Below are 25,134 nucleotides of genomic sequence, written 5' to 3' on the forward strand. Positions count from 1 at the left end.
TAGAGAACAAACATGATTGTTTGGGTCTGTAGCTCAGCTGGTTAGAGCGCACGCCTGATAAGCGTGAGGTCGGTAGTTCAAGTCTACTCAGGCCCACCACTTTGCCTCAACGCAAAGACCGGTTAAAAACAACTCATGTATCCTAGTAATGTGGGGCTATAGCTCAGCTGGGAGAGCGCCTGCCTTGCACGCAGGAGGTCAGCAGTTCGATCCTGCTTAGCTCCACCACTTTACTACCCCTTCTCATAGATAAACACTCTTACCTAAGCGGTAATGCTGAGAGTTTTTAACTCTGAGAAGTTATTCTCTTGCTCTTTAACAATTTGGAAAGCTGATAAAAACTTTGAATCACGCAAGTGATTTAGAGTTCTCAATAAGTAAAGAAAATGCCAGTTAATCGACAGATTAATTGTGCGTCTACTTTAGTATTCTATAACTTCTGGCGAAGTTAAACAGTCGCACCAAACAGCTCAAACTACTTTGGGTTGTATGGTTAAGTGACTAAGCGTACACGGTGGATGCCTTGGCAGTTGGAGGCGATGAAGGATGTATTAACTTGCGATAAGCCTGGTCAAGCTAGTAAAAAGCGCTTGAGGCCAGGATTTCCGAATGGGGAAACCCACCTGCTTGCAGGTATCTTGCACTGAATACATAGGTGTAAGAGGCGAACGCGGAGAACTGAAACATCTAAGTACCCGTAGGAAAAGAAATCAACCGAGATTCCGAAAGTAGCGGCGAGCGAAATCGGAGCAGCCCTTAAGCTTATTTGATGTTAGTGGAAGGCTCTGGAAAGTGCCACGATACAGGGTGATAGTCCCGTACACGACAACGTCTAATAAGTGAAATCGAGTAGGTCGGAGCACGTGAAACTTTGACTGAATATGGGGGGACCATCCTCCAAGGCTAAATACTCCCAACTGACCGATAGTGAACCAGTACCGTGAGGGAAAGGCGAAAAGAACCCCTGTGAGGGGAGTGAAATAGAACCTGAAACCGTGTACGTACAAGCAGTAGGAGCCCTTCGAGGGTGACTGCGTACCTTTTGTATAATGGGTCAGCGACTTATATTTTGTAGCGAGGTTAACCGCATAGGGTAGCCGTAGTGAAAGCGAGCGTTAACTGCGCGTTGAGTTGCAAGGTATAGACCCGAAACCCGGTGATCTAGCCATGGGCAGGTTGAAGATTGAGTAACATCAATTGGAGGACCGAACCCACTAACGTTGAAAAGTTAGGGGATGACCTGTGGCTTGGAGTGAAAGGCTAATCAAACCGGGAGATAGCTGGTTCTCCCCGAAATCTATTTAGGTAGAGCCTCGGACGAATACCATTGGGGGTAGAGCACTGTTTGGGCTAGGGGGTCATCCCGACTTACCAACCCCATGCAAACTCCGAATACCAATGAGTACTATCCGGGAGACACACGGTGGGTGCTAACGTCCATCGTGGAGAGGGAAACAACCCAGACCGCCAGCTAAGGTCCCAAAGTGTATGTTAAGTGGGAAACGATGTGGGAAGGCTAAAACAGCTAGGAGGTTGGCTTAGAAGCAGCCACCCTTTAAAGAAAGCGTAATAGCTCACTAGTCGAGTCGGCCTGCGCGGAAGATGTAACGGGGCTAAACATACCACCGAAGCTGCGGCTGCAACTTTATGTTGCGGGGTAGGGGAGCGTTGTGTAAGTGGCTGAAGGTGTGCCGGGAGGCATGCTGGACATATCACAAGTGCGAATGCTGACATGAGTAACGATAATGCGGGTGAAAAACCCGCACGCCGGAAGACCAAGGGTTCCTATCCCATGTTAATCAGGGTAGGGTGAGTCGACCCCTAAGGCGAGGCCGAAAGGCGTAGTCGATGGGAAACGGGTTAATATTCCCGTACTTGGTATAGATGCGATGGGGGGACGGAGAAGGCTAGGCAGGCACGGCGTTGGTTGTCCGTGTGAAAGGCAGTAGGCTTGAATCTTAGGTAAATCCGGGATTCTTTAAGGCTGAGAGTCGAGACGACACTCTACGGAGTGGAAGCTGTTGGTGCCATACTTCCAGGAAAAGCCTCTAAGCTTCAGTCTATATCGAATCGTACCCTAAACCGACACAGGTGGTCAGGTAGAGAATACTAAGGCGCTTGAGAGAACTCGGGTGAAGGAACTAGGCAAAATAGTACCGTAACTTCGGGAGAAGGTACGCCCACATTAGGTGAAGGACCTGCGTCTGGAGCTGAAGTGGGTCGCAGTGACCAGGTGGCTGGGACTGTTTATTAAAAACACAGCACTGTGCTAAATCGTGAGATGACGTATACGGTGTGACACCTGCCCGGTGCCGGAAGGTTAATTGATGGGGTTAGACTTTGTCGAAGCTCTTGATCGAAGCCCCGGTAAACGGCGGCCGTAACTATAACGGTCCTAAGGTAGCGAAATTCCTTGTCGGGTAAGTTCCGACCTGCACGAATGGTGTAACCATGGCCACGCTGTCTCCACCCGAGACTCAGTGAAATTGAAATCGCAGTGAAGATGCTGTGTACCCGCGGCTAGACGGAAAGACCCCGTGAACCTTTACTACAGCTTGGCACTGAACATTGAGCCTACATGTGTAGGATAGGTGGGAGGCTTTGAAGTGGTTACGCCAGTAATCATGGAGCCATCCTTGAAATACCACCCTTGTATGTTTGATGTTCTAACGTTGGCCCCTGAATCGGGGTTGCGGACAGTGCCTGGTGGGTAGTTTGACTGGGGCGGTCTCCTCCCAAAGAGTAACGGAGGAGCACGAAGGTTGGCTAAGTACGGTCGGACATCGTACGGTTAGTGTAATGGTAGAAGCCAGCTTAACTGCGAGACAGACACGTCGAGCAGGTACGAAAGTAGGTCATAGTGATCCGGTGGTTCTGAATGGAAGGGCCATCGCTCAACGGATAAAAGGTACTCCGGGGATAACAGGCTGATACCGCCCAAGAGTTCATATCGACGGCGGTGTTTGGCACCTCGATGTCGGCTCATCACATCCTGGGGCTGAAGTCGGTCCCAAGGGTATGGCTGTTCGCCATTTAAAGTGGTACGCGAGCTGGGTTTAGAACGTCGTGAGACAGTTCGGTCCCTATCTGCCGTGGGCGTTTGAGAATTGAGAGGGGCTGCTCCTAGTACGAGAGGACCGGAGTGGACGAACCGCTGGTGTTCGGGTTGTTTTGCCAAAGGCATTGCCCGGTAGCTACGTTCGGAATCGATAACCGCTGAAAGCATCTAAGCGGGAAGCGAGCCTCGAGATGAGTTCTCACTTGGAGTTCGACTCCACTAAAGGGCCGTTGAAGACGACAACGTTGATAGGCAGGATGTGGAAGCGCTGCAAGGCGTTAAGCTAACCTGTACTAATTACCCGTGAGGCTTAACCATACAACGCCAAAGTGGTTTGTATGTGACTGTTTAAGCACAGAAGTTAAGAGACTAAAGTAGATTTACTTATACGGCTTTCCAAATGACTAACACGCCGTGTTAGGCCAAGTTTATGCTTGGTGATAATAGCGTTCTGGACCCACCTGACCCCATGCCGAACTCAGAAGTGAAACGGAACTGCGCCGATGATAGTGTGGGTTCGCCCATGTGAAAGTAGGTCATCACCAGGCTCCTAATTAGAGAAACCCGTTGCACCAGCGCAGCGGGTTTTTTTATGCCTGTAGAAAAGAAACCTCCCGTAGGCCAGGCTTCAGCCTTGCAACATCAAGTCAGGGTAAACCCTGACCTACAACAGAGCAACACCTTAGTCAGGATAAATCCTGACCTACAACACAGCTAAACATTCATCACCATACTTGTAGGCAAGGCTTCAGCCTTGCATCACCCCAGTCAGGGTAAAACCCTGACCTACAACACCGCACCCCAGTCAGGGTAAAACCCCGACCCACAACACAGCATCACCTGTCACCACACCTGTAGGCAAGGCTTCAGCCTTGCAACACCTAGTCAGGATGAATCCCGACCTACAACACAGCAACCTAGCCGGGATAAACCTTTACTGGTCAGAATAATCCATACGCGGGCGTTTCTTCTGGACTGTGAGAAAGGTGTTCAGGCCTAAAAATAGCACTGGGCTCTATGATCACTGAGTGACTATCGCCGAGCTTTATTAATCCGGCCATCATATGTTTGGTTTCATTATCTATATTGAACCCAACCGACGTTAATTCACTTAGTGACTTAATATCATCTTGCTCGACACTGATGCTGTCTTCCACTCTGTCTATAAGCAAACCAATATAGGGGTTTAGACCATCTTTAGTGGTAAAAACGATGATAGGCTTATAGTTGTATAAGATCTGATCTTTGGCGGTTTCTAATAAGCGATTGAGGTGAGCAAAGCTGTGATGCTTTTCATAGCTCAATATTTCACGCCCTTGTTCTTGTGTGGCAGTGCGCACCAATTTAGCTTGCTCTAATAGACGCTGATGGCTGTCACTTAAGCGCTGTAGAATATCTTTTAGGTCACTGTCGTGGGCGTGCATATTTTGGTACCAGCGCACAAACTGACGAATATCATCGTCGTACTCGTTGGTCATGGCTTGGGTATTTTCTACGGCGTTCTCCAGCGCCGTAAACCACGTTTTATTTAATGTAATAAACTGGTCCAACTTATGCGCCAAGTTTGCATTACTCTGCTTCGTGGAGACACCATTGAGCATAATACCTAAATCGAATACCGGTGTTGGTATATCCATATAGTCTTTAACCCCGAGAAACGCTTTGTGCTCATTAGGAAGGCTGGTGAGGTTATCGTCGTAACGCTCAGTGAGTAAGATATCAAGGATCTTTAAAGAGATGGTTTTAGCGCCAATACGAAAATTAACAAAGTCCATAAAAGTCTAAGAGTTGCCCGCAATCGTTATTCTAAAGCTTAGTCTAGATAGACTTTTTAACCAGCAAATACAGTTAATTAAGTGGAACGATGTAACTATTCTCACCAACGGGCTTTGAAAGCTTGAAGAGTGTTGCAAGCTGCGGATCTTGAGAGCTGATGAGTGCGCCATTTTGAGCAATGCAGGATGACATAGGGGCTTGCCTTTGCTGGCAGAATTCAGCAATCAGTGTCATCGCATAAGCATTTAAGTAACCTTCAAAATGTAAGCGATTGGCCTTACTCATGCCTGCGGCGGAGAAATCCCGCCGAAAGGCTTCACATAGGGGTTGCTGACACGTGTTAGGGTCTGCCACTACCTCTGTGACTATAGCTCGAGAGCTTTGCTTAAGGTGAGGCCGTAATGCACTTTCGGAAGTAAATGACATTGCCGCGAACCAAGGTTCCTGCCCTTGTTCTGCTGCGGTATTTATAAACTCAGCAACCGGAACGTAGGTTCCTATCAATACGATGGCATCAAGACGCAGAGGCAAAAGCTTCTTTAGCGCGATGGCTAAATCTTGTGTATTGCGCCGAAATCGTGCCGTTTGTTTAACAGCTAACCCTTTGCTGGCTAGTGCTTTTAGGGTGCTAGACCCTGCTTCGAGACCAAACTCATCAGCCTGAATAACTATCCCCACACTTTTTACACCTCGATCTTTAAAGTACTGGGCATGAGCCATAGCTTCATCGTCGTAGCTAGTACGCAGATTAATAACGTTGGATGTTTCTAGATTGCGCAGAAAAGCTGCTCCAGAGTAGGGAAATAATAGCGGAACTTGGTGTTTGGAAATTAAATCGACGATGGCTGCAGTAGTCGGTGTCCCCATATAGCCAAACAGGGCATCGACCTTTCTTTGTGTGATGAACTCATGGGTATTGGCCACAGTATTAATTGGCTCATAACCATCATCCAAGACCGTCAGATTGATGATGGTATCACTGTGTCTATTATGATTATCAAAGTAGAGTTGGGCGCCAATCTTAAGTGCCTTACCAACTTCTTGTGCGGGGCCGGTGAGTGCACATGACATGCCCAAACTCAGAGATTGCTTTTGCTTCGTCGCCACGGGCATTGCAACGTCAAGGGTGAGCGAAAGCAGTAGAGCACTGAGCATGCTGATCCTTAGGTTAGTATTAGTGAAGCTAAAGCTATTAATACCTTATTAGTCTGCTTTTTGCTTTGCTGCAAATCAACCACCCGCTTATTTATACCTAAGGTATACAAGATAAGCGCTTGGGCTTCATCGTCCACGTTGAACAGCAATGACCAATTACCTGCGATTGCGCGGTACAGGGCTCCGTAGCATAGGTTCAATGGTATCTCATTATTCACAAAGCGAGTTAGACAAAGCCTGTCCGCTTCGGTGAGTGGCCTTGTTGGCGCTTCTTTTAACAGCTGTAATGTTAACTTTGGTGCTATGTCATTAAAGCAGTGGCTTAGCAGCAGTGGCATATCTTGGCACCAGCTCTGACTCAGAGTCGCAACACTCGAAGCACCTAGGGGGTTGAGACTTTTAACCATCAATGCACTGTGTTCGCCACTGACATGGTCGCGTTTACTACCTAGTTTGATAGTGCGATAGTTGGCTGATTGCCAAAACGAGAGTAGCGCTGCATGCGCGCCAAAGCTAGTACCAATAACCGCTACCTGCGACTGCCGTAAGTCCCCCTCAATAAAGGACAACAATAAATGACCCAACCCTTGATGGTGCAGCTCGGGCACAATGGCGATGCGCACTATGCGTGCATAACTTAATTGTCCGAGCTCTGCGTCGCCGGACATATTAATCATACTTTGCGCTAATAGATGGCCTTGAGGACGGCGCTGGCCGATGGCGATTGAGCTTGATATATCCTGATCTAACTCCCCCTCCATGCTGACAAGGGCCACGCCAATAATCTTGGCGCCATCCCGGCAGATATAAAGGTGTTGTGATGGTGCATCAAGCAGTTGCCGCAAATCGTTGGCGGACGTCTGGTAGTGAGCGAGTACCAATAAGGAAAAGCATTGCTCAAGTAAGGCGGCATCAGTCAGCAAGCTATGGGCTGGCACTTTAAGCAGCTCCACCTCGCTGTGGTCCACCCTTTGTGCGGGCATGGGTGTGCGCATATCCAGTAACAGCAGTCGGTTGATGCTTTGCTCTAGTGGATCGCCGTTAGCAAAACGTATGGGGGTAACCATATTGAAGGTGCGGTGATTCTTATAGGCTTTTTGCAAGAAGTCCAAAAATCGCAATGTATAGCCGCGACCGCTGCCTTCATAGCCGGCCATAGTACTGGCAAATACAACCCGAGGATAAAGCGTTAAGAGTTGCTTTAGTATCGGAATGGGTATGGTGGCCGCTTCATCAACAAACAACACGTCACACTGTGGTTGCTCACTGATTAATTTATCCGGCGGCATAAATCGTACGTTAGCCAGTTGATTGCCGTTGTCTGCATCGAGTTGTGTCTGCTCTGCTAAGTGCTTAAAAGCGCTGTCGAGGGAGCGGCGCTGAATGGCGCAGAGGATGATATCTTTGTCAGGCAGTTTTGCGGCACTTATGCCAAGTGCAGCTGATTTCCCACGACCCCGATCAGCGCTGAGCACCAAAGGCCGATTGGCACGCCCTGTGGCTGTTTTGATGATCATCGCTATAGCTTGCTCTTGTTCGCTGTAGTCCTGAGAACTCGGGGGCTTAGCAGCTAGCGATTGATAAGTAAGTGCTTGGTGAGTTTGCGCTGATTGACAGAGGCTAAGTGGCTTACAGTAGACTAATTGTTGCTCAAACCAGCGCCAAAACAAGCAGCTCTCGGGTTGAGGGTGGCCATAAGGCAGAATTTTATTGATACCAGGGTCGACAAAATCGTGGGTATTTTCTGGCAGCATAACGACCATCAGGCCCCCGGCTTTAACAGTGCCAGCGGCTGCGGCTACCTTATCGGCATAAAAGCCGCTGTAGCAATCGTAGGCAACAAAGCTATGCTCTTGTCCAAGAATTTGATGCAGATGCTCCGGCCATTGGTTATCAACACAGTGGTTAGATTTACTTAAAGTGAGCCAGTCGCTGTCGGTATCCTGTTGCAAATATTGCAGTTGCTGTGTGCACCATGACGGCTCACCCCGCAGCAGCAACAGTTGCCGCCAACGCCGCTGGGTTAAGCCACTCAGTAACGAGGCTAGCTCAGATTGCTTGTAAGCGCGCATAAGCGGTGACCAACCATTTGCTACCAACATCGTCGAAGTTTACTTGTACCCGTGATTGCGGGCCAGCCCCTTCGTAGTTAAGCACGGTGCCCTCACCAAACTTAGCATGGATAACTCGCTGGCCGAGGCTAAAGCCACTGTCGGCAAACGCTGCTTGAGTCAATGAAGGGCTAAAGCGGTTAGCTTGTTGTGGCGCTGAGATTTTTGTTTTAACGCGGATCTCCTCTACACAGTCTTCCGGCATTTCTCGTAGGAACCGTGATGGGCTGTGATACTTTTCTTGGCCATATAAGCGCCGGCTTTCAGCGTGGGTAATATAAAGTTTATCCATGGCTCGGGTCATGCCCACATAACATAGACGGCGCTCTTCTTCTAAGCGACCACTTTCCTCTTGGCTTTGTTGTGATGGGAACATGCCTTCCTCTACACCGACCATAAATACCAGTGGAAACTCTAAGCCTTTGGCAGAGTGCAGAGTCATCATTTGCACTGCGTCTTCGTGCTCTTCGGCTTGACCCTCTCCGGCCTCTAAAGAGGTATAGGCTAAAAAGCCTTGCAGTGGTGAGGAAAACTCTTCATCAACGGGTAATTCATACTGCTCGCAAGCGTTAATAAGCTCTTCTAAGTTTTCCACGCGAGCACGGCCTTTTTCGCCTTTTTCGGCCTGATACATGGCCATCAAACCGGTATTCTCTATGGTGTATTTTGCCTGCTCTGCGAGGGTCAACTCAGCAATACGCTGCTCCACCCCCTCAACCAACTCAATAAAGCGATTAACTGCCGTGGCGGCGCGACCAGACAAATGTTTCTGCTCTAAGATAGCCTTGGCGGCATACCATAACGGCAGCGACTCGGCTCGGGCACAGTCACGAATATGACTGAGCGTCTTATCGCCAATGCCTCGAGTTGGGGTGTTGATCACACGCTCAAAGGCGGCATCATCTTGACGGTTACTGACCAGGCGCAAATAACATAATGCATCTTTGATTTCTTGGCGCTCGAAGAAGCGCATGCCGCCATAAATACGGTACTTTAACCCCTCTTGTAACAAGGCTTCCTCTAAGACTCGAGATTGTGCATTGTTACGGTAAAGAATTGCGGTATCGGTTAGCGCATTGCCTGCATCCATCCAGGTTTTTATTTTGCCAACAATAAAGCGCGCTTCATCTAGCTCGTTAAAAGCAGCATAGATGGAAATAGGCTCGCCTTGATTGCCGTCGGTCCACAAATTTTTACCCATGCGTTCTGCGTTATTCTCAATCAGAGAGTTCGCCGCTTTCAAAATGGTGGCAGTCGAGCGGTAATTTTGTTCAAGACGAATGGTATCGGCGTCGAAGTCGTCCAAGAAGCGTTTGATATTCTCGATACGGGCACCACGCCAGCCATAGATACTTTGATCATCATCACCGACAATCATCATGCTGTTGGTGTCGCCTGCGATCAGTGCAAGCCAGCGGTATTGAATGGTATTGGTATCTTGAAACTCGTCCACCAGAATATGCGCAAAGCGCTGTTGATAATGGCGCAGCAGAGTGGGGTTTTGCTGCAGTACCTCGTAGCAGCGCAACAGTATTTCTGCAAAATCGACCAGTCCGGCGCGATCGCAAGCCTCTTGGTAAGCTGAATAGACGCGCAGCAATAGCTGCTCGTTGACATCATAGGCTTGAATGTCACCCGGGCGCAGGCCCTCATCTTTTTTGGCGCTGATATACCACGCAAGGTGTTTGGCTGGCCACTTCTTCTCATCAATATTCATGGCCTTGAGTAAGCGGCGGATCATTCGCTGTTGATCATCGCTATCAAGAATTTGAAAAGACTCAGGTAGCTTGGCTTCGCGGTGATGGGCGCGCAAAATACGGTGTGCCAAGCCGTGGAATGTGCCTACCCACATGCCGCCAACGGAGCCTTGAATGGTCTGCTCGACACGAGCACGCATCTCTTTTGCGGCTTTGTTGGTAAAGGTTACGGCGAAGATGCTAAAAGGCGAGGCTCCTTCAACTTGAGTAAGCCAAGCGATGCGGTGCACCAAGACCCGGGTTTTGCCCGAGCCAGCTCCTGCTAATACCAGCATATTTTGCAACGGCGCTGCTACCGCCTCGCGTTGCTTGTCGTTTAAGCCATCAAGTAATTCAGATACATCCATCGCCGCGTTCCACCTGTCATAATTGCCACCAGTATAACAAGAGTTCCAGCTTGGCTAAATAGAATACTGTTTTTATAACCAGTGCGCTGTCTCTTTATCATTCGCTATGGTGTTGCAGGCCCGACACTGGCACTTGATGGCTTTATAGCGGCTTGCTAAATACAATCTTAGTATCGGCATCAATTTGGCTGTTAGCAGTGAGTTGTAGGTACTGATATTTCGCCAACATGGCACGCATAGCGCTAAAGCACAGCATGCTCTTAACTTGAATTTCTTGATAGCCATGGGCTTTGGCCCAGCGCTCTTGATATTGCAGCAGCGCCCTGGCTACCCCTTGAGAGCGATAACTGGGCACCACACCGCCAAGCCAGCTATAAAAACATTGTGGTGACAACGCAAAGCCCAGTTTAAAACCGATAATATGATGTTGTTGATAGGCCACCAAGGCAAGAAAGGGGGCTGCTGCGATCTTTCGCTCATAGCGAGCTAGGCTGGCCCCAGTGGCAAGCTCTGGAATACGACGCTGAGCTGTTAAACACTCGGACAAACTAACGGGTTTAAGTGAGAATCTCAAGCTCATGGATATCGCTAATCTCCATATCCGCTAGCCCCTTGTAGTGGTAACTAGTCGCTTGGTTATTGAGCCATACACTCTTGCAACCAGCATTATTAGCGCCTTGTACATCGGTGTCTAAGCTATCGCCGATATGGATTATTTGCTGCGGTATGACTGCCATTGCCTGCGCTGCTTTGTGGTAAAGGTCGCTATAAGGTTTAGCACGACCGTCTGGGCCGGCCATAAATACGGCATCAAACTGGCCATGAAGGTTAAAGCGGGTGACATCGACATTGCCGTTGGTGATGGCTATCAGGCGAAAGCGTTGGCGCAAAGTGTCCAGTAATGCCAGCACACTGTCGGCAACAACAATGTTACTGCGGGCCTCGGCAAACGCCCGATAGGCATGTTCAGCATGGCTGTTGTCAACGCCCATGTGCTTCATGGCGTGAGTAAGTGCCTGCTTACGTAGGGCGGTAACATCATGCGCTAATGCTGGCTGCTGCATTAACGCCTGCTCGCGACAGTATTGCCAAAAATCAGCTTCTTGCTCGCGCCATTGCGGCAATGTTTGTAAGTAATCATGTTGCGCCTGCAGTGCAGCCTTAATAACCGGATGATTGTTATACAGCGTGTCATCCAAATCAAAACTGAGCACTTTGGCTTGCTCTAAGGCGCGATTGAATCGAATCATAGTTACTTCTGTTTTTTGGCTCTAGGGTGGGTATTATCATACACCTTGGCAAGGTGTTGAAAGTCCAAATGGGTATAAACCTGAGTGGCGGACAAGCTGCTGTGTCCAAGCAACTCTTGCACCGCGCGCAAATCACCACTGGACTCAAGTACATGCGAAGCAAAAGAGTGGCGTAGTTTGTGTGGATGTACCTGGGCACTAATCCCTTGTTTGACACCCCATTCACGCATGCGCTCACGTACGTGACGAGCAGAAATGCGCAACTTGCGCTGTGATAAAAATAGCGCATCAGAGTCTTGGCCGATCAGCGCTGGGCGTATTTTTAGCCACGAGTTTAATGCGCTAATGGCTTGGCGGCCCACAGGAACAATACGCTCTTTACGGCCTTTACCTAGGACCCGAACTTCTCCGCCACGCACGTCTATATCGGTTACATTTAAGCTCACCAGTTCGCTGATCCGCAAACCACTGGAATACATCAGCTCCATCATGGCTTTATCACGAACCGCAAGCGGGTCATCATCATCAATATCCAACAACTGATGCATCTGGTCTACATCTAAGTTACGAGGCAGGGGCTTATCGAATTTTGGCCCTTTTACGTACTGCGCCGGGTTGTCGTGGTGCTGGTGGTAAAGCTTCAAATAGCGAAAAAAAGCCCGCAGACAACTTAATTTTAAACTGACGGTACGTGCACTTAGGCCTCGTGCTCGCAATGACATGGCGAACCGGCGAATATCATCCGCGCTTAAAGTCAGCCAGCCATCACGCTCTTCATGATAATACCGCGCCACTTCAAGAAGTTGTCGTTGATATTGTTCTAAGGTGAGTGGCGAATATTGTTTTTCAAAACGAAGATAATCACTGTACGACTGGACAGGTGTGGCCCAAGTGTCAGCCATGGTCGAAAATGTTAGCGCCTGCGACTCGCTCATGAAATGGTAGCAAGACGCTCTTGTAATGCTTTCACAAACTCGAAGATAAAAAAGCTGTCCTGCGCGGGCTCAAAATGCAGTTCATCTTCGCTGGCAAACGCGAGCAATGCTAAGGGCGCATCCGGCTCACCAATTAAGTACAATGCCGCGCTCTTGCAGGTATGATTAAAGATCAATGCCTGCTCTTGCTCCGAGAGACGTCCTAGATAATGGCCTTGTGCGTGTAAACGGCTATTTATTAGCGGTTGCAGAGCGTCATTGTACTGAACCAACTTGCACTCGTTAAGCTGCAGTTGCTCGCAAATAAGTTGCTCTAGGCTACTGGCAAGCTCGACAAATTCACAGTCACTCATAAGCTGGCGATGACAGGCACTGAATACTTGGTAAACCTGTTCATTTTGCTTCGCTTGACTTACAAGTTGTTGTAATTGTTCTTGAAGAGCAAGGTTTTGTTCTCTCAATAGCTGCTGCTGGCGCAGTTGTAAGGAAGCGACGCTCTCATGCTGAGAGCCAAAGTTCATACAAGCAAACACGCCCGGATTTTCTAAAAAGAAGTCTGGGTTCTGTTGTAGGTATTCACTGACTTGCTGTGTAGTTAATTCGCTCATAAGGCTATTTGTCCGTCAAAAACATGCTCTGCGGGACCCGTCATCTTGACTGGATGACCTTCACCTTGCCACCGTATTTGCAAAGCTCCGCCTGGTAGGTCGACCTTGACGTTGCGCCCAAGCTTGCTTTGCAACTGGCCGACAACGGCGGCTGCACATGCACCGCTGCCACAGGCTAAGGTTTCACCTGCGCCACGCTCCCACACTCTGAGTTTAATATGAGACTCGTCAATAATCTGCATAAAACCGACATTGGCACGCTTTGGAAAGCGTTCATGCTGCTCAACAGCTGGACCTAGGGTGTGCACCTCGGCGGCAGTAATGTCTTCAACCTCGATCACACAGTGTGGATTACCCATCGATGCGGCGCCCATAAATAATGTATGTTCTTGGTGGCGAAGAATATACGTTAGCTCACGCTTATTGGCTTGCAGCGGTATATCTTTGGGCTCTAATATTGGCTGCCCCATATTGACCGTCACTTGCCCGTCTTTTTCAATATACAGCGTCATATTGCCGCCTTTAGTAGAAACGGTGATTTTATGACGATTAGTGAGTCCCTTCATACGTACGAAGCGAGCAAAACAACGTGCGCCGTTACCGCATTGTTCAACCTCGTTGCCATCGGCGTTAAAGATGCGGTAATGAAAGTCTAAATCCGGTGAATAAGGTGCTTCCACCATCAGCAGCTGGTCAAAGCCAACGCCAAAATGGCGATCCGCCAAGCGCTTGATCTGGTCTCGGGAGAGAAAAATATTTTGGGTAACATTGTCCACGACCATAAAGTCATTACCCAAACCATGCATCTTTGAAAAGTTAACTAACATAACGCTTTATAATCGCTCACTCTATGCTGTTACTATGCCTACAAAGTTGCGCCAAGGCCATTGCTTTTACTGCTGTGGCGACGGCTCTGCGTTATCGTTTGCGGTTTCCTTGGCATTTAGCGGTGTTTCTGCTTGTTGGTTATCTACTTGTTCTTGTTGTGGCAAATAGAGCGCGCCGCTTTGACCACACGCACTGAGAAGCGTTAAGCTGGAGGCTGCAAGGATACGAAGCAAACGATGACTTTTGTACATAGCGATTCGATAGATAATTAATATGACTCGTTTTATAATCGCAGAGTAACAGAAAATACAAAAAATGTAGTCGTTGCTGTTGAATTATTTCCCATCGAACGTTACTGCGAGCATATAGGAGCGCAGCCACAATGAGCGAAACCACCATGACCGATACCGAATACCATCAGTTAGCCGATGCCTTGATGCTAACAATAGAAGAGCAGATAGACGATATTGATGCGGATTTAGATTATGAGTCTGCAGCTGGCATATTAGAAATTATCTTTGCTGATCGCAGCAAAATCGTCATTAATAAACAAGCGCCATTACATCAAGTTTGGGTCGCTACTAAGTTTAACGGACACCATTTTGAACTACGCGGCGATACTTGGATTGATAACCGCTCTGGTGCGGAATTTTGGCAGTTTATGTGTGATGCGGCGAGTAAACAAGCGGGTGTTGAAATCCGCTGGGAGCATGATTAAGTGAGTAGCTTTGACGGCGTGAGTGTGTTTGATGCGCCAGAGCACAAATGTACAGTTATCTGGCTTCACGGTTTAGGCGATTCTGGTGAAGGGTTTGCACCTGTTGCTGCACACTTAAACCTACCAGCCGAGCTCGGGGTCAAGTTCCTCTTCCCACACGCCCCGGTGCAAGCGGTGACCATCAATGGTGGTATGGAGATGCGGGCTTGGTACGACATCAAATCTCTTGATCTAGATAAACGTGCAGATGCCCAAGGTGTGCAACAATCGGCGCAAAGTATCAGTGCATTAATAGACGAGCAGATAGCGGCCGGGATCTCTGCGGATAAAATTATTTTAGCTGGCTTCTCTCAAGGGGGAGTTATCGCCTTACACTTAGCGCCGCGTTACCATCATAAGCTGGCCGGTGTTATGGCGCTATCAACCTATATGTCTGAGCCTGAGCGCTTAACGGATGAGGCCCGCCATCGCGATCTTAATATTTTCATGGCTCATGGCGATTTTGACAATGTGGTGCCTTTAGAAGCAGGTAAACAAGCCTATACTTACCTGCAAAATGAAGGCATGAACGTATCTTGGCAATCTTACGCTATGGCCCACCAAGTCTGTGATGCCGAGCTGCACGCTATTCGACAATGGCTGCTTGAGCGACTAAGTTAATAATGATTCAGGAACAACGGTAATGGGACAAAAAATCGTGATCACAGCGAATATGAATAACAGGACTCAACGTATTGAGCGCAAGGAAGTGCAATATCAATGGCATTGGCGCCGCATCGTTGGTGCTGCAACGCTTGGTTTGTGTTCTGTGGCTGCGATTTGGTACCTAGCATTTACGCCTGCCAACGCCGAGCAGGGCGAGGTGAATACGGCGTCCTCCGATGGTATACAGAGTCAGGCTGAAGCGCCCAATGAAAGTGCGCAAGAGGTCACGGTTGCAAAAGCAGCACCCGTCGCGTCAGCTGCGCAGGCAACAGTGCAATCGAGCCAGCCCCACAAAGAAGATGAAGTAGAGGCTGACTCAAAGAGCGCCATGGTGGAGTCTGAGCAAATGCTGGTGGCACAAGTGAGTACCAGTGAAACGAGCACTGTTGAGAGCTCCACTTCCGTGTCCTCAACTGAGGCACAGGCGAATGACACGACAGTGGATGCGCCTGCGCCCGAGAGTGAGTTTAATACTGAGGCTAAAGTAGCAAGCTTGTCTCAAGGCACCAAAATTGACACCGACAAGGTAAGCCGAGCGGTGCTCACAACCGCTGTGCAAGACCGTGAACCGATTAACTCTCTTGGCCAAGAAGTAAAAACCAGTGACTTCCAGCAACAGCTGTTTTTCTTCACCGAATTACATGGTTTACAAGGACAAAAAGTAAAGCATGTGTGGTACTTTAATGACCAAACTATGGCCAACGTTGAGCTCGGTGTTCATACCACTCGTTACCGTACCTTCTCGTCCAAGAACATCATGCCAAGCCAGCTCGGCACATGGCGAGTAGAGCTGAGAGACGAAAATAATAAACTATTGGCTACCCGAGCATTTCGCTTGGTTGGCTCACGATAAATTCGAAGTAGGAATTTCATGACCAATTCGACCGCGCGAGTGCGTATTGCTACTCGCAAAAGCGCGTTAGCGCTATGGCAAGCTGAGTTTGTAAAAGCGCAACTAGAGCGTCATCACAGGGGTATTACCGTAGAGCTCGTCACCATGACCACCAAGGGTGACATTATTCTTGATACGCCACTGGCAAAAGTGGGTGGAAAAGGCTTGTTTGTTAAAGAGCTTGAGCAAGCGATGCTGGATGGTCGCGCTGATATCGCTGTGCATTCAATGAAAGATGTCCCGGTAGAGTTTCCCAAGGGTCTCGAGTTACACACCATCTGTGAGCGTGAAGACCCTCGTGACGCCTTTGTTTCGAATACGTTTGATAACATTGATAGCTTGCCTGCAGGTGCTATCGTCGGCACGTCCAGCCTACGCCGGCAGTGCCAACTTAAAGAGCAGCGCCCAGATTTAGAGGTGCGTGATTTACGAGGTAATGTGAACACCCGCTTGGCTAAACTAGATGATGGTCAATATGACGCCATTATTCTTGCTGCGGCCGGTTTAATACGGTTGCACATGCCCGAGCGTATTCGCAGTTATATCAGTGCTGAGCAATCACTCCCTGCCAATGGCCAAGGGGCTGTGGGTATCGAGTGTCGCAGTGATGATACGGCGATTAAGGCATTGCTAGCACCGCTGGAGCATCGCGAAACCCGGATTCGAGTTGATGCCGAGCGAGCGATGAATCGTCGACTTCAGGGAGGCTGCCAGGTACCAATAGGAGCCTATGCCGAGCTCAACGAAGATCACGTTTATTTACGTGGTTTAGTGGGTTCGGTGGATGGTCAGCAAATTTTACGAGCTGAGATCTCCGGTCCCGCTTCTGAAGCTGAGCAGCTTGGTATTTCGCTAGCGGATGACCTGTTAGCGCAAGGGGCGGGAAGTATTCTTGCCGAAGTATATGGCGAACTAAAATAATACGGATTTATTACTATGGCGCATATTGTGGTCACCCGCCCTCAAGGCAAAGGAGAAGCACTCGCTGAGCTGTTGATTGCTGCAGGTCATCGCGTCAGTACCACACCTGTGCTGCAGATTGACTATCTCTCAGTCGACGCAAATCAGCTGGCTACCCTCGATGAGGCTGATATCGCTATTTTTGTGTCGCAAGATGCTGTGCAAGGATTGTATCAACAGCGCGATGCCTTACCCGCCAATTTGGCTTGCTTTGCGGTTGGACCCACGACCGCTCAAGCCCTTGAACAGCAATTCTCATGTAATGCCAAGGTGCCAAAAAAACAGCATGACTCTGAAGGGTTATTGAGATTACCCGAGCTGCAGAAGGTTGAAGGCAAAACAGTCGTGTTAATCAAAGGCCGAGGTGGGCGCACTTTGATTGCCAAAACGCTGAAAGACCGAGGTGCTTTTGTTAACTCACTGGTGACTTACGAGCGCAAAGCTGTCAAGGGTAGCAGCAAGGCATGGTTACAGCAGTGGCAGCAGCAGGGTGTTGAGGCGTTGGTAATCACCAGTAACAGTGGTGCAGATGCTATTTTTGCTTGCCAAGATGAAAGCCTGTTACAGTGGCTTAAATCAAGGCAATTTTATATTGTAAGTGAGCGCACTAAGGCGCACCTAGTGAAGCTTGGGGTGAAAGGCGAGCAAATTAAGGTTGCAGCCGATGTCGACAACGAGGCCATTGCCGCATGTATTGGTGCCGAGCAGGAAGGAAACATGAGCGAACAACCAAAAAACACACCAAAGAGTGAGCCTGCGCCAAGCGCAACACAACCTAAAGCAGTACCATCACAGAGTAAACCAATGACACAAAAAATAAGTAAAACAGCCGTTCTAGCGTTGCTGGTGGCATTGGCTGCGGCTGGGGTAACTGGATATCAATATTGGTTACAACAGCAGGCGCAAGACCAAGAACAGAACCAACTACAACAGCATTTAGAGCAGCTACAAAGCGATAATCAAGCGCTCAACCAACGCCTCGAAGCATTGGCCAACGCTCTGCAACAACAGCAACATAGTGCTCAGCAATGGCAACGACAGTTTAGTGATAGGGTTAATGGCGAGCTAAGTGCTAATCAACGTGCCGTAGCTGGGCAAATAGAGCAAGCCATTGATGGCTTGAACAATCAGGAGCAACCGCCGTTAGACATCAACGAAGTGAAGCGCTTGGTCGCCATGGCTGATTTTCAACTTTGGTCGGAAGCAAACTACGCAGGCGCTGCAGCAACGCTGAAGCGACTCGATGCATTACTGGCAAGTTATCCTGGCAATGCCCAATTAAGGCGCGCTATTCACACTGATTTACAGCAGCTGGCCAGCATCGAAGTGGCCGATGTTGAAGCGGTGGTGCTTCGACTTCACGGCCTTGGTGGTCAGGTCGATAAGTTACAATTTAATATGGTTGAATTGGCGCCTACCGAAAACAATGGCGAGCAATCACAGGCATTGTCGGACAATGTATCTGATTGGCGACGCAATTTAGCTGCAACCTGGGATAAGCTGGTGGATGATTTTATAAAAGTGCGCAAGCGCGAGGCCGCTATTGAGCCATTATTAGATAACCAGCAGCAGCGACTTATTAAACAGCGACTTCACTTTTATCTCGATCAGGCAGGCTTTGCCGCTAGCCATAAACATCCCAAGTTGTATACACAAGCTCTGCAAAGTGCCGCCGAGATTGTCACGCGTTACTTTAACCTGCAACAACCGCAGACCAGCCAGTTTTTGGGTCAGCTTAAACAGCTACAATTAAAAACCTTGGTTCCTCAGCAGCCAATTACGCTCAGCTCTGTCCAGGTTGTGGGGGAGTCTTAATATGGCGCGTTTATTAATTGTTTTTATTGTTATTGCTGCAGTTGCAGCGATAGCGCCTTGGCTGATAGACGAGAAAGGTTATGTTCTTATTGCGTTCGGTCAGTGGACTGTAGAGGGAAGCATTGTAAGCTTCACCATTCTTACCGCCTTGGTGCTGTTTCTTGGCTACCTAATTTACAGCTTGGTGCGCTATGGCTGGGGCAGTTACCGCAATTTGCGTCATGGCTTTTTCGCGCGCGCGAAAGAGCGCAAACAGGCCGTATTGGAACAAGCGATTTGGGCGTTGATTAATGACGACATGGAACAGCTGCAACATACATTGAGCAAAGGCAAGGTGGAAGACCATTGGCAGGATTTTGCATTGGCAATGCGCGCCAAAGCAAGTTTGCGTCAAGATAAGCCAGATCTAGCCCTTAACTTGCTTGATGAACTCTCGGATACCAACCGTGCGAAGCCGGCAGCACTGTGGTTAGAGAGCCACTCAGATGCAGAGGTATTAGCGACCTTACGGCAACAGTGTAATAGTAAAAAAGCGACATCACAGCAGCTAAATTTGTATGCACAGGTGCTACTAAGATTACGCAAGTACAGTGAATTTGCAGAGCTAGTGCCGCGTTTGGTGAAATCACAAAGTCTTAATGAATACCAATGGGACTGGGCGCTACGACAATATTTCCAAGGAGCAGATAAAACTCAGCTCGATAAGCGCCAAAGTGAGCTGCCAAAGCATATCCGTGAGGCGGCGCATACACACTATTTACGTGCTGTTGTGCGCATAGGCGACATTGCGTCGGTGACTGATGCCCTGAAGAAGTTATTGAAACGCGGTGAATATTCGCAATTATTGTCTATCCTTAGTGAGATAGAGCAAGGTGACGTTGAAGCGCTGCAAAAGGCACTGCAACAAGAGCTGAAGAAGCAACCTGACGAAGCAGAAATGCTATTGTGCCTCGCTTACTTGGCACAAAGCCAAGGAGAGCATGACCTCGCATCGCGTATTTTCGATAAGGTGCTAGCACAACAACAAACCCTGCCTCATCCGCAGCGTGCGATGCGTAGTTATCGCGCAACGCAGCAAGCTGAAAAAGCATTATTGGTTCTCGATCATAGCTAAGACTTAAGACCAGAAGCAGGGAAGGTAATGAAGAATCTCTTTAACTTAACCTTTGTAGTAGCACTGGGTTACTTCATTACTGGCTTTTTAAGCAACGCGCTACTGGCTATTGATGGCTATGCGGTGGCTTCCTGGCCCCCCTCAGGAATAGCGTTAGCGGCATTATTGATTGCAGGGCGGCGAGCGTTGGTTGGCATTGTGCTTGGCGCGTTGATGACCAACTTACTTCACCTTGAAGTGGTCGCCGACATCTTACACTGGCAGGTTGCTTTGCATGCGGCCTCTGTGACCGCAGCTTCAACTGCTCAGGCCTTTCTAGGTTACTGGGTCATCACTCGAATAATAAAAGCGCCTCTGGATCTCTCAGACCTCAAACTGACCATTACCAGTATTATTTTCGGTGGACCAGTTGTTTGTGTCTTCGCCGCTGCAGTGGGTACTGAGCTGCTTATCACTAATGGGGTTATTCCTGAGGTGGCGCGATGGGACAGCTTCGTCACTTGGTGGATAGGCGATAGCATAGGAGTTATGATTTTTACACCGTTGTTGTTGGCAGGCTTCAACTTCGCGGTGATGCGTCATCGCTTACAAGTGATTGTGCCATCCATGGTGATTTATGCGGCCATTAGCCTGACCTTTTATGCTGCTGCAACCAATAAGCACAATAAAGACCAAGAATTATTCCAAGCTCAAGCTCAGGTCGTTGTTGACCAATTCGACGAAATTCTTACTCGCCTGCGGGCCAATACTCAAGTGCTAGCATCCTTCATTGGTAATCAACAGTCGGTGACTCGTGGCGAATTTCGTGAGTTCACGGCTAAACAGATGAATTACAACCCAGAAATAAACGCGCTGGTGTGGATGCCTAAAGTAAAAAGCCAAGATATCGACCAGTTTGAACAATCTACCACGGTGGAAATGAGCAACCCTTTCAAAGTGTTTGCCCGCTATGAGCGCGACACCAATAACGGCGCACACTTTCCGGTTTACTACGGCCACTTTTCTCAGGGAATGCGACAGGTTTTTGGTTTAGATATCAGTGCTGAGCCTTATTTTAAGCATCTTCAAGCTTATAAAGGTGAACTCTTCGTCACTGATACCTTTGCGCTAGAAAGTAGCCCTCAAGGAGACTTAGGGTTTTTGGTGTTGTCGCCTGTCAGAACCAAAGATAAAAGTATCAGAGGGTATGTGGCTGCGGTGGTTAGCTTGCCCTTGTTGTATCGCTCGGCGATGGCCAACCTGACCTTCAATAATGTTGGGGTTGAGCTGGTGGATATGAGTGCGCAGCCTCATAAAGTTATTTTACCTTTAGCGCAGTCCGGACCCGTTATCATGCGTCATGACTTTGCGATCGCTAACCGCCAATGGCAACTTAATTTGCACCGTCAAGGAATAGCCCACGCATGGTCTGGCTACTGGTATGCACAGGTCATAGGCATGTTGTTTGTGTGGTTACTAATTACTTTTTTAATCGCCATTACCGGCAGTAATATTCGGGTGCGTGACCAAGTAGCAAAACAAACCCGGGTGTTACGAGAAGAAAAAGCCAAAGCTGATAGTGCCAATGACGCTAAGTCTCAGTTTCTGGCTAACATGAGCCATGAAATTCGTACGCCAATCAATGGCATTAAAGGTTTGCACTATTTAGCGTTGCAACAACAAGATTGGCCACAAGCACAGCAATATATCACTCAAGCCGACAGTGCTCTGAGCGTATTACTTCGGGTGCTCAATGATATCCTCGACTTTTCGAAAATGGAGGCGGGCAAACTAGACTTGTATCAAGAGCCTTTAGAACTTGAAGAGCTGTGCAAAGAACTAAAACACCTTATGAGTGTGGAAGCGGGTAACAAAAGTTTAGTGATTGACTATGAAATTAACGAGGGAGTGAACCCTGTATTCCACACCGATGCAATTCGCTTGAAGCAAGTGTTATTAAACCTATTAAATAATGCCGTTAAATTCACCCAGCAAGGGGCGATCCGCCTAAAGGTAGACGAACACGATAACGAGCTTTGCTTTAGTGTCACGGATACCGGCATGGGCATTCGCGAAGATATTCAAAAGCAATTGTTTAAGCCCTTTTCTCAAGCCGATGGCTCCACCTCGCGACGCTTCGGCGGCACAGGGTTAGGTTTGAGTATCTGTCAGAAACTGGTCACCTTAATGGGCGGGCGTATTTCCCTAGAAAGTGAAGAGGGGCTAGGCTCGTGTTTTCGTGTCTATCTTCCCAAACAGAGCCCTTTAGCTGTGCGTCCAGATGTGCCCAAGGCGAAAGAGCAAGCCACTTTGGAGTTAGACCTCACCGGCGTCGCTATTTTGTTAGTTGAGGATAACTTATTAAACCAACAAGTTGCCAAAGCCATGCTCGAGGGCAAAGGAGCTCAGCCTGATATTGCTAATGATGGTGTCGAGGCTATTGAGATGGTGAGTGAAAACCACTACGACCTAGTATTAATGGATATTCAAATGCCGAACATGGATGGTTTAACCGCAGCTAGAGCTATTCGCAATGAGCTACTGCTAGACGACTTGCCAATTATTGGGCTCTCTGCCAATGCTCAAGAGCATGACTTTAAGCTAGCTGAGCACTACGGCATGAATGATTATGTGGTCAAACCCATAGACGCGGAGCGGCTATTTAGTAGTATCGCCATGCAATTAAAACAGCACCCAGCGAAGCAGCACGCGTAGCTTGAATTTATCCCTCAAGTGCGTATGATCCGCGAAATTTTATCGAAACCTAGGGGGTCATTATGATCAATCGCCAGTTACCATTGCTCGACTTACACCGCCACCTTGATGGCAATGTGCGTGCCAAAACAATTTTAGAGCTTGGTCAGCAGTTTAATCTTGACCTTCCAGGCAGCGATCTTGAATCGCTACGCCCTCATGTTCAGGTAATCGAGGTTGCACCAGACTTAGTCTCATTTCTGGCTAAGCTGGATTGGGGAGTGAAAGTGTTAGGGGATTATGACGCCTGTCGTCGTATTGCTATTGAAAACGTCGAAGACGCAGCTGCACAAGGTATTGACTATACCGAGTTGCGCTTTAGCCCCTATTACATGGCGATGAGTCATGGTTTGCATCCGCAAGGTGTAGTAGAAGCGGTGGTTGATGGTATCCACAGCGCGGTGCAAGAGCATGACGTTCAAGTCAACTTAATTGGCATTTTATCGCGTACCTTTGGCCAGCAAAAGTGCCAGCAAGAACTCGATGCCATCTTAGCCTTCAAAGAGCACATGGTCGCCGTTGATTTAGCTGGTGATGAGTTGGGCTTCCCCGGGGAGTTGTTTGTTGATCACTTTAGGCAAGTTCACAAAGCCGACTTGCGAGCGACTATTCACGCTGGCGAGGCCGAAGATTCACGCAGTATCTGGCAAGCCATTGAAGGATTAGGGGCTGACCGCATCGGCCATGGCGTTAACGCCGCTAAAGACCCCAAGCTGATGGATTATTTGCGCGATCACCGTATCGGAATTGAATCTTGCTTGACCAGTAACGTACTGACCAGCACAGTAGCTCAAATTGATACACATCCGCTCAAACAATTTTTAGAGCATGGCATTTTGGCTAGCATCAACACCGATGACCCAGCGGTGCAAGGCATCGAGCTTGCTAATGAATATCAGCATGCTGCCTACCAAGCCGGCCTCAGCCAAGAGCATATCACTCAGGCCCAAGAAAACGCCCTGACTATCGCTTATTTAAGTGACGCTGATAAAGCTGCATTAAAAGTGAAAGCGGCGCAGCGTTCATAAATTAGGCTGCATTGCAGCTTTGATAGCTGCGACTTAGCGCATGTAAAACCTGAGTACGGCTAATGATGCCTATCACTTTGTTTTGCTCCACTACGGGGTATTGCTTGGGTTTATGAGGTTGTTGCATTTTTAGCGCAACCTCCAGCAGTGGCGTCTGTGTGGATGTTGTGAGCGCATCTTGGTGCATCACATCAGCCACTGTAATGCGGCCATCACAAAAATAGCTATTGATGGTCAGCGGTGCCAGACAATCCTGCTCCGACAAGTAACCCACCAACTGTTGTTGCTCATCAACAACAGGTGCGCCTATAACCTGGTGTTTCTTGAGCAGCGCAATGGCCGCTGTTAGTTCCAAGTCTGGGCTGAGAGAAAGAAAACTGCGGCTCATAACATGGTGTACTTTTAAATCGAACATAATCTGTCACTCCTTTAAGTCTTAGGAGCAGTGTAGGCTTGTCTTTTTGATAGGTAAAAGGGAATAAATAAATGGAAGCGTTCGATCTAATGGATGGTTGAGTGAGAGTTAGCCCTACATCGGTGGAATGTAGGGCTTTAGCTTGCTGCCTCTATTTGATAAAAGCAAATGCGTCGGCAAACATATATTCGCGCTGGGCACCATGCTCTATGAAGTCGTCGCGTACAATGCCTATCATGTCGAAGCGTCCCGCCATATAAATAGAGTAAGGCTCCAAGGAAACAATGTCTTTCATCACCGCGTGGTGCACAAGGCCGGTATGACCATGCCATTCACCTTGAGGCTGCTCAACCACCGGGATAAAAGTGAAGTTACTGCGTTTAGCTGCCCACTGCTGCATTTCCTCTTTGGCATATAAAGCATCTTCATGCTTGACACCCCAGTAAAAAAAGACGGGACGGTCACAGTCAATTTCAGCTAGGTGGTCGGCCATTGATTTTACGTATGAAAAACCGGTGCCACCGGCTAACAATACCACCGGACGGGTGCAGTCGATGCGTAACTGCGATACGCCTAAACCTACTTCTATCAGCGCTTGGGTGCCATTTTCATGGTGCTGGCGCAAATGATCGAGGGCTTGCATCGCATAGCTATCAGCGCCCGATGCGCCGATATGCAGCTCAATTTGCTGTTTTTGGCTTGGGCGGCTGGCGATAGAGAAGGCGCGCTTATCTTTCTCGGCTAAAACGAGCTGCAAGTAGTGACCCGCTTCAAACTCAGCTGGCTGCTCTGGTGCCAAGACAACCTTGGAAACAAATTCTGTCAGTGGCGTGATGCTTACCACATCCGCTTTTAGTGTTTGCATGATTAACCTTTATGATTTTAGCTGCGCCACAGCGTATCACATAAGCGGCTGTGGCGATAAGTCT

General features: G+C 48.6%; 20 protein-coding genes, 2 tRNA genes and 2 rRNA genes. 12 read left to right on the forward strand and 12 right to left on the reverse strand.

Annotated elements, in window-relative coordinates; genetic code table 11:
• Positions 1-22: 22 nt before the first annotated feature.
• The 4 genes from PRUTH_RS00205 (at position 23) to rrf (ending at position 3,606) form a co-directional block, all read left to right on the forward strand.
• Positions 23-99, forward strand: a tRNA-Ile gene (locus tag PRUTH_RS00205).
• A gap of 53 nt (positions 100-152) precedes the next feature.
• Positions 153-228: transfer RNA gene (locus tag PRUTH_RS00210), tRNA-Ala, on the forward strand.
• A 263-nt stretch (positions 229-491) separates the two neighbouring features.
• A 23S ribosomal RNA gene (locus PRUTH_RS00215) occupies positions 492-3,376 on the forward strand.
• 115 nt (positions 3,377-3,491) lie between these two features.
• Positions 3,492-3,606 (forward strand): 5S ribosomal RNA (gene rrf, locus PRUTH_RS00220).
• 393 nt (positions 3,607-3,999) lie between these two features.
• Here rrf and PRUTH_RS00225 read toward each other — a convergent pair.
• The 10 genes from PRUTH_RS00225 to lptM form a co-directional block, all read right to left on the reverse strand.
• The gene (locus PRUTH_RS00225) at positions 4,000-4,833 is read right to left on the reverse strand and encodes a chemotaxis protein (protein ID WP_151172252.1); all 834 of its coding nucleotides are present in this window, start codon (positions 4,831-4,833) and stop codon (positions 4,000-4,002) included.
• Between the two features lie 73 nt (positions 4,834-4,906).
• The gene (locus tag PRUTH_RS00230) at positions 4,907-5,989 is read right to left on the reverse strand and encodes an ABC transporter substrate-binding protein (protein ID WP_052698214.1); all 1,083 of its coding nucleotides are present in this window, start codon (positions 5,987-5,989) and stop codon (positions 4,907-4,909) included.
• An 8-nt stretch (positions 5,990-5,997) separates the two neighbouring features.
• Positions 5,998-8,061 carry a tRNA(Met) cytidine acetyltransferase TmcA domain-containing protein gene (locus tag PRUTH_RS00235; RefSeq protein ID WP_170268864.1) on the reverse strand — a complete coding sequence of 688 codons (2,064 nt, stop codon included), beginning with the start codon at positions 8,059-8,061 and terminating at the stop codon, positions 5,998-6,000.
• Complete coding sequence (gene uvrD / locus PRUTH_RS00240) at positions 8,039-10,204, reverse strand: DNA helicase II (protein ID WP_022943594.1); 2,166 nt, start codon at positions 10,202-10,204, stop codon at positions 8,039-8,041. Before uvrD ends, PRUTH_RS00235 begins: the two co-directional genes overlap by 23 nt.
• Positions 10,205-10,346: 142 nt before the next feature.
• Positions 10,347-10,784, reverse strand: a complete 438-nt coding sequence (locus PRUTH_RS00245) for a GNAT family N-acetyltransferase (protein ID WP_151172254.1) — start codon at positions 10,782-10,784, stop codon at positions 10,347-10,349.
• Complete coding sequence (locus PRUTH_RS00250) at positions 10,762-11,454, reverse strand: HAD-IA family hydrolase (protein WP_151172255.1); 693 nt, start codon at positions 11,452-11,454, stop codon at positions 10,762-10,764. Before PRUTH_RS00250 ends, PRUTH_RS00245 begins: the two co-directional genes overlap by 23 nt.
• Before the next feature lie 2 nt (positions 11,455-11,456).
• A complete protein-coding gene (gene xerC, locus PRUTH_RS00255; protein ID WP_138589264.1) occupies positions 11,457-12,389 on the reverse strand; it encodes a tyrosine recombinase XerC in 933 nt (310 codons plus the stop codon).
• Complete coding sequence (locus PRUTH_RS00260) at positions 12,386-12,997, reverse strand: DUF484 family protein (protein ID WP_151172256.1); 612 nt, start codon at positions 12,995-12,997, stop codon at positions 12,386-12,388. The genes xerC and PRUTH_RS00260 overlap by 4 nt, the downstream gene beginning before the upstream one ends.
• Entirely contained in the window at positions 12,994-13,824 is an 831-nt protein-coding gene (gene dapF, locus PRUTH_RS00265; protein ID WP_022943590.1) for a diaminopimelate epimerase, read from the reverse strand. Before dapF ends, PRUTH_RS00260 begins: the two co-directional genes overlap by 4 nt.
• Positions 13,825-13,890: 66 nt before the next feature.
• Positions 13,891-14,076 carry an LPS translocon maturation chaperone LptM gene (gene lptM, locus PRUTH_RS00270; protein ID WP_022943589.1) on the reverse strand — a complete coding sequence of 62 codons (186 nt, stop codon included), beginning with the start codon at positions 14,074-14,076 and terminating at the stop codon, positions 13,891-13,893.
• A 146-nt stretch (positions 14,077-14,222) separates the two neighbouring features.
• Here lptM and cyaY point away from each other — a divergent pair, with 146 nt between their 5' ends.
• The 8 genes from cyaY to add all read left to right on the forward strand — a co-directional run bounded on the left by cyaY (position 14,223) and on the right by add (position 23,790).
• On the forward strand, positions 14,223-14,543 hold the full coding sequence (gene cyaY / locus PRUTH_RS00275; RefSeq protein WP_026110922.1) for an iron donor protein CyaY: 321 nt from the start codon (positions 14,223-14,225) through the stop codon (positions 14,541-14,543).
• Positions 14,544-15,203: an alpha/beta hydrolase gene (locus PRUTH_RS00280; RefSeq protein ID WP_257220970.1), complete on the forward strand. Its 660-nt coding sequence runs from the start codon at positions 14,544-14,546 to the stop codon at positions 15,201-15,203.
• A gap of 22 nt (positions 15,204-15,225) precedes the next feature.
• Entirely contained in the window at positions 15,226-16,101 is an 876-nt protein-coding gene (locus tag PRUTH_RS00285; RefSeq protein ID WP_151172257.1) for a DUF2914 domain-containing protein, read from the forward strand.
• A gap of 18 nt (positions 16,102-16,119) precedes the next feature.
• Positions 16,120-17,061: a hydroxymethylbilane synthase gene (gene hemC, locus PRUTH_RS00290; protein ID WP_022943585.1), complete on the forward strand. Its 942-nt coding sequence runs from the start codon at positions 16,120-16,122 to the stop codon at positions 17,059-17,061.
• Positions 17,062-17,076: 15 nt separating this feature from the next.
• The gene (locus PRUTH_RS00295; RefSeq protein WP_151172258.1) at positions 17,077-18,915 is read left to right on the forward strand and encodes a uroporphyrinogen-III synthase; all 1,839 of its coding nucleotides are present in this window, start codon (positions 17,077-17,079) and stop codon (positions 18,913-18,915) included.
• A 1-nt stretch (position 18,916) separates the two neighbouring features.
• Positions 18,917-20,029 (forward strand): heme biosynthesis HemY N-terminal domain-containing protein, encoded by a 1,113-nt coding sequence (locus PRUTH_RS00300; RefSeq protein ID WP_151172259.1) that lies wholly within the window; start codon positions 18,917-18,919, stop codon positions 20,027-20,029.
• A 27-nt stretch (positions 20,030-20,056) separates the two neighbouring features.
• Entirely contained in the window at positions 20,057-22,723 is a 2,667-nt protein-coding gene (locus tag PRUTH_RS00305; RefSeq protein WP_151172260.1) for an ATP-binding protein, read from the forward strand.
• A 62-nt stretch (positions 22,724-22,785) separates the two neighbouring features.
• Positions 22,786-23,790 carry an adenosine deaminase gene (gene add / locus PRUTH_RS00310; protein ID WP_151172261.1) on the forward strand — a complete coding sequence of 335 codons (1,005 nt, stop codon included), beginning with the start codon at positions 22,786-22,788 and terminating at the stop codon, positions 23,788-23,790.
• A 1-nt stretch (position 23,791) separates the two neighbouring features.
• Here add and PRUTH_RS00315 read toward each other — a convergent pair whose 3' ends face one another.
• Positions 23,792-24,205 carry a CBS domain-containing protein gene (locus PRUTH_RS00315; RefSeq protein ID WP_151172262.1) on the reverse strand — a complete coding sequence of 138 codons (414 nt, stop codon included), beginning with the start codon at positions 24,203-24,205 and terminating at the stop codon, positions 23,792-23,794.
• Positions 24,206-24,356: 151 nt separating this feature from the next.
• Positions 24,357-25,070: an NAD(P)H-flavin reductase gene (gene fre, locus PRUTH_RS00320; RefSeq protein WP_045979494.1), complete on the reverse strand. Its 714-nt coding sequence runs from the start codon at positions 25,068-25,070 to the stop codon at positions 24,357-24,359.
• Positions 25,071-25,134 lie beyond the last annotated feature (64 nt).

The organism is Pseudoalteromonas ruthenica, assembly GCF_008808095.1.
In the GTDB taxonomy this organism is placed as follows: domain Bacteria; phylum Pseudomonadota; class Gammaproteobacteria; order Enterobacterales; family Alteromonadaceae; genus Pseudoalteromonas; species Pseudoalteromonas ruthenica.

Excerpts from the sequence above, each read along its gene's own strand:
- PRUTH_RS00225 (WP_151172252.1), bottom strand. The coding sequence starts at position 4,833 with ATGGACTTTGTTAATTTTCGTATTGGCGCTAAAACCATCTCTTTAAAG.
- PRUTH_RS00230 (WP_052698214.1), bottom strand. The coding sequence starts at position 5,989 with ATGCTCAGTGCTCTACTGCTTTCGCTCACCCTTGACGTTGCAATGCCC.
- PRUTH_RS00235 (WP_170268864.1), bottom strand. The coding sequence starts at position 8,061 with ATGCGCGCTTACAAGCAATCTGAGCTAGCCTCGTTACTGAGTGGCTTA.
- uvrD (WP_022943594.1), bottom strand. The coding sequence starts at position 10,204 with ATGGATGTATCTGAATTACTTGATGGCTTAAACGACAAGCAACGCGAG.
- PRUTH_RS00245 (WP_151172254.1), bottom strand. The coding sequence starts at position 10,784 with ATGAGCTTGAGATTCTCACTTAAACCCGTTAGTTTGTCCGAGTGTTTA.
- PRUTH_RS00250 (WP_151172255.1), bottom strand. The coding sequence starts at position 11,454 with ATGATTCGATTCAATCGCGCCTTAGAGCAAGCCAAAGTGCTCAGTTTT.
- xerC (WP_138589264.1), bottom strand. The coding sequence starts at position 12,389 with ATGAGCGAGTCGCAGGCGCTAACATTTTCGACCATGGCTGACACTTGG.
- PRUTH_RS00260 (WP_151172256.1), bottom strand. The coding sequence starts at position 12,997 with ATGAGCGAATTAACTACACAGCAAGTCAGTGAATACCTACAACAGAAC.
- dapF (WP_022943590.1), bottom strand. The coding sequence starts at position 13,824 with ATGTTAGTTAACTTTTCAAAGATGCATGGTTTGGGTAATGACTTTATG.
- lptM (WP_022943589.1), bottom strand. The coding sequence starts at position 14,076 with ATGTACAAAAGTCATCGTTTGCTTCGTATCCTTGCAGCCTCCAGCTTA.
- cyaY (WP_026110922.1), top strand. The coding sequence starts at position 14,223 with ATGACCGATACCGAATACCATCAGTTAGCCGATGCCTTGATGCTAACA.
- PRUTH_RS00285 (WP_151172257.1), top strand. The coding sequence starts at position 15,226 with ATGGGACAAAAAATCGTGATCACAGCGAATATGAATAACAGGACTCAA.
- hemC (WP_022943585.1), top strand. The coding sequence starts at position 16,120 with ATGACCAATTCGACCGCGCGAGTGCGTATTGCTACTCGCAAAAGCGCG.
- PRUTH_RS00295 (WP_151172258.1), top strand. The coding sequence starts at position 17,077 with ATGGCGCATATTGTGGTCACCCGCCCTCAAGGCAAAGGAGAAGCACTC.
- PRUTH_RS00300 (WP_151172259.1), top strand. The coding sequence starts at position 18,917 with ATGGCGCGTTTATTAATTGTTTTTATTGTTATTGCTGCAGTTGCAGCG.
- PRUTH_RS00305 (WP_151172260.1), top strand. The coding sequence starts at position 20,057 with ATGAAGAATCTCTTTAACTTAACCTTTGTAGTAGCACTGGGTTACTTC.
- add (WP_151172261.1), top strand. The coding sequence starts at position 22,786 with ATGATCAATCGCCAGTTACCATTGCTCGACTTACACCGCCACCTTGAT.
- PRUTH_RS00315 (WP_151172262.1), bottom strand. The coding sequence starts at position 24,205 with ATGTTCGATTTAAAAGTACACCATGTTATGAGCCGCAGTTTTCTTTCT.
- fre (WP_045979494.1), bottom strand. The coding sequence starts at position 25,070 with ATGCAAACACTAAAAGCGGATGTGGTAAGCATCACGCCACTGACAGAA.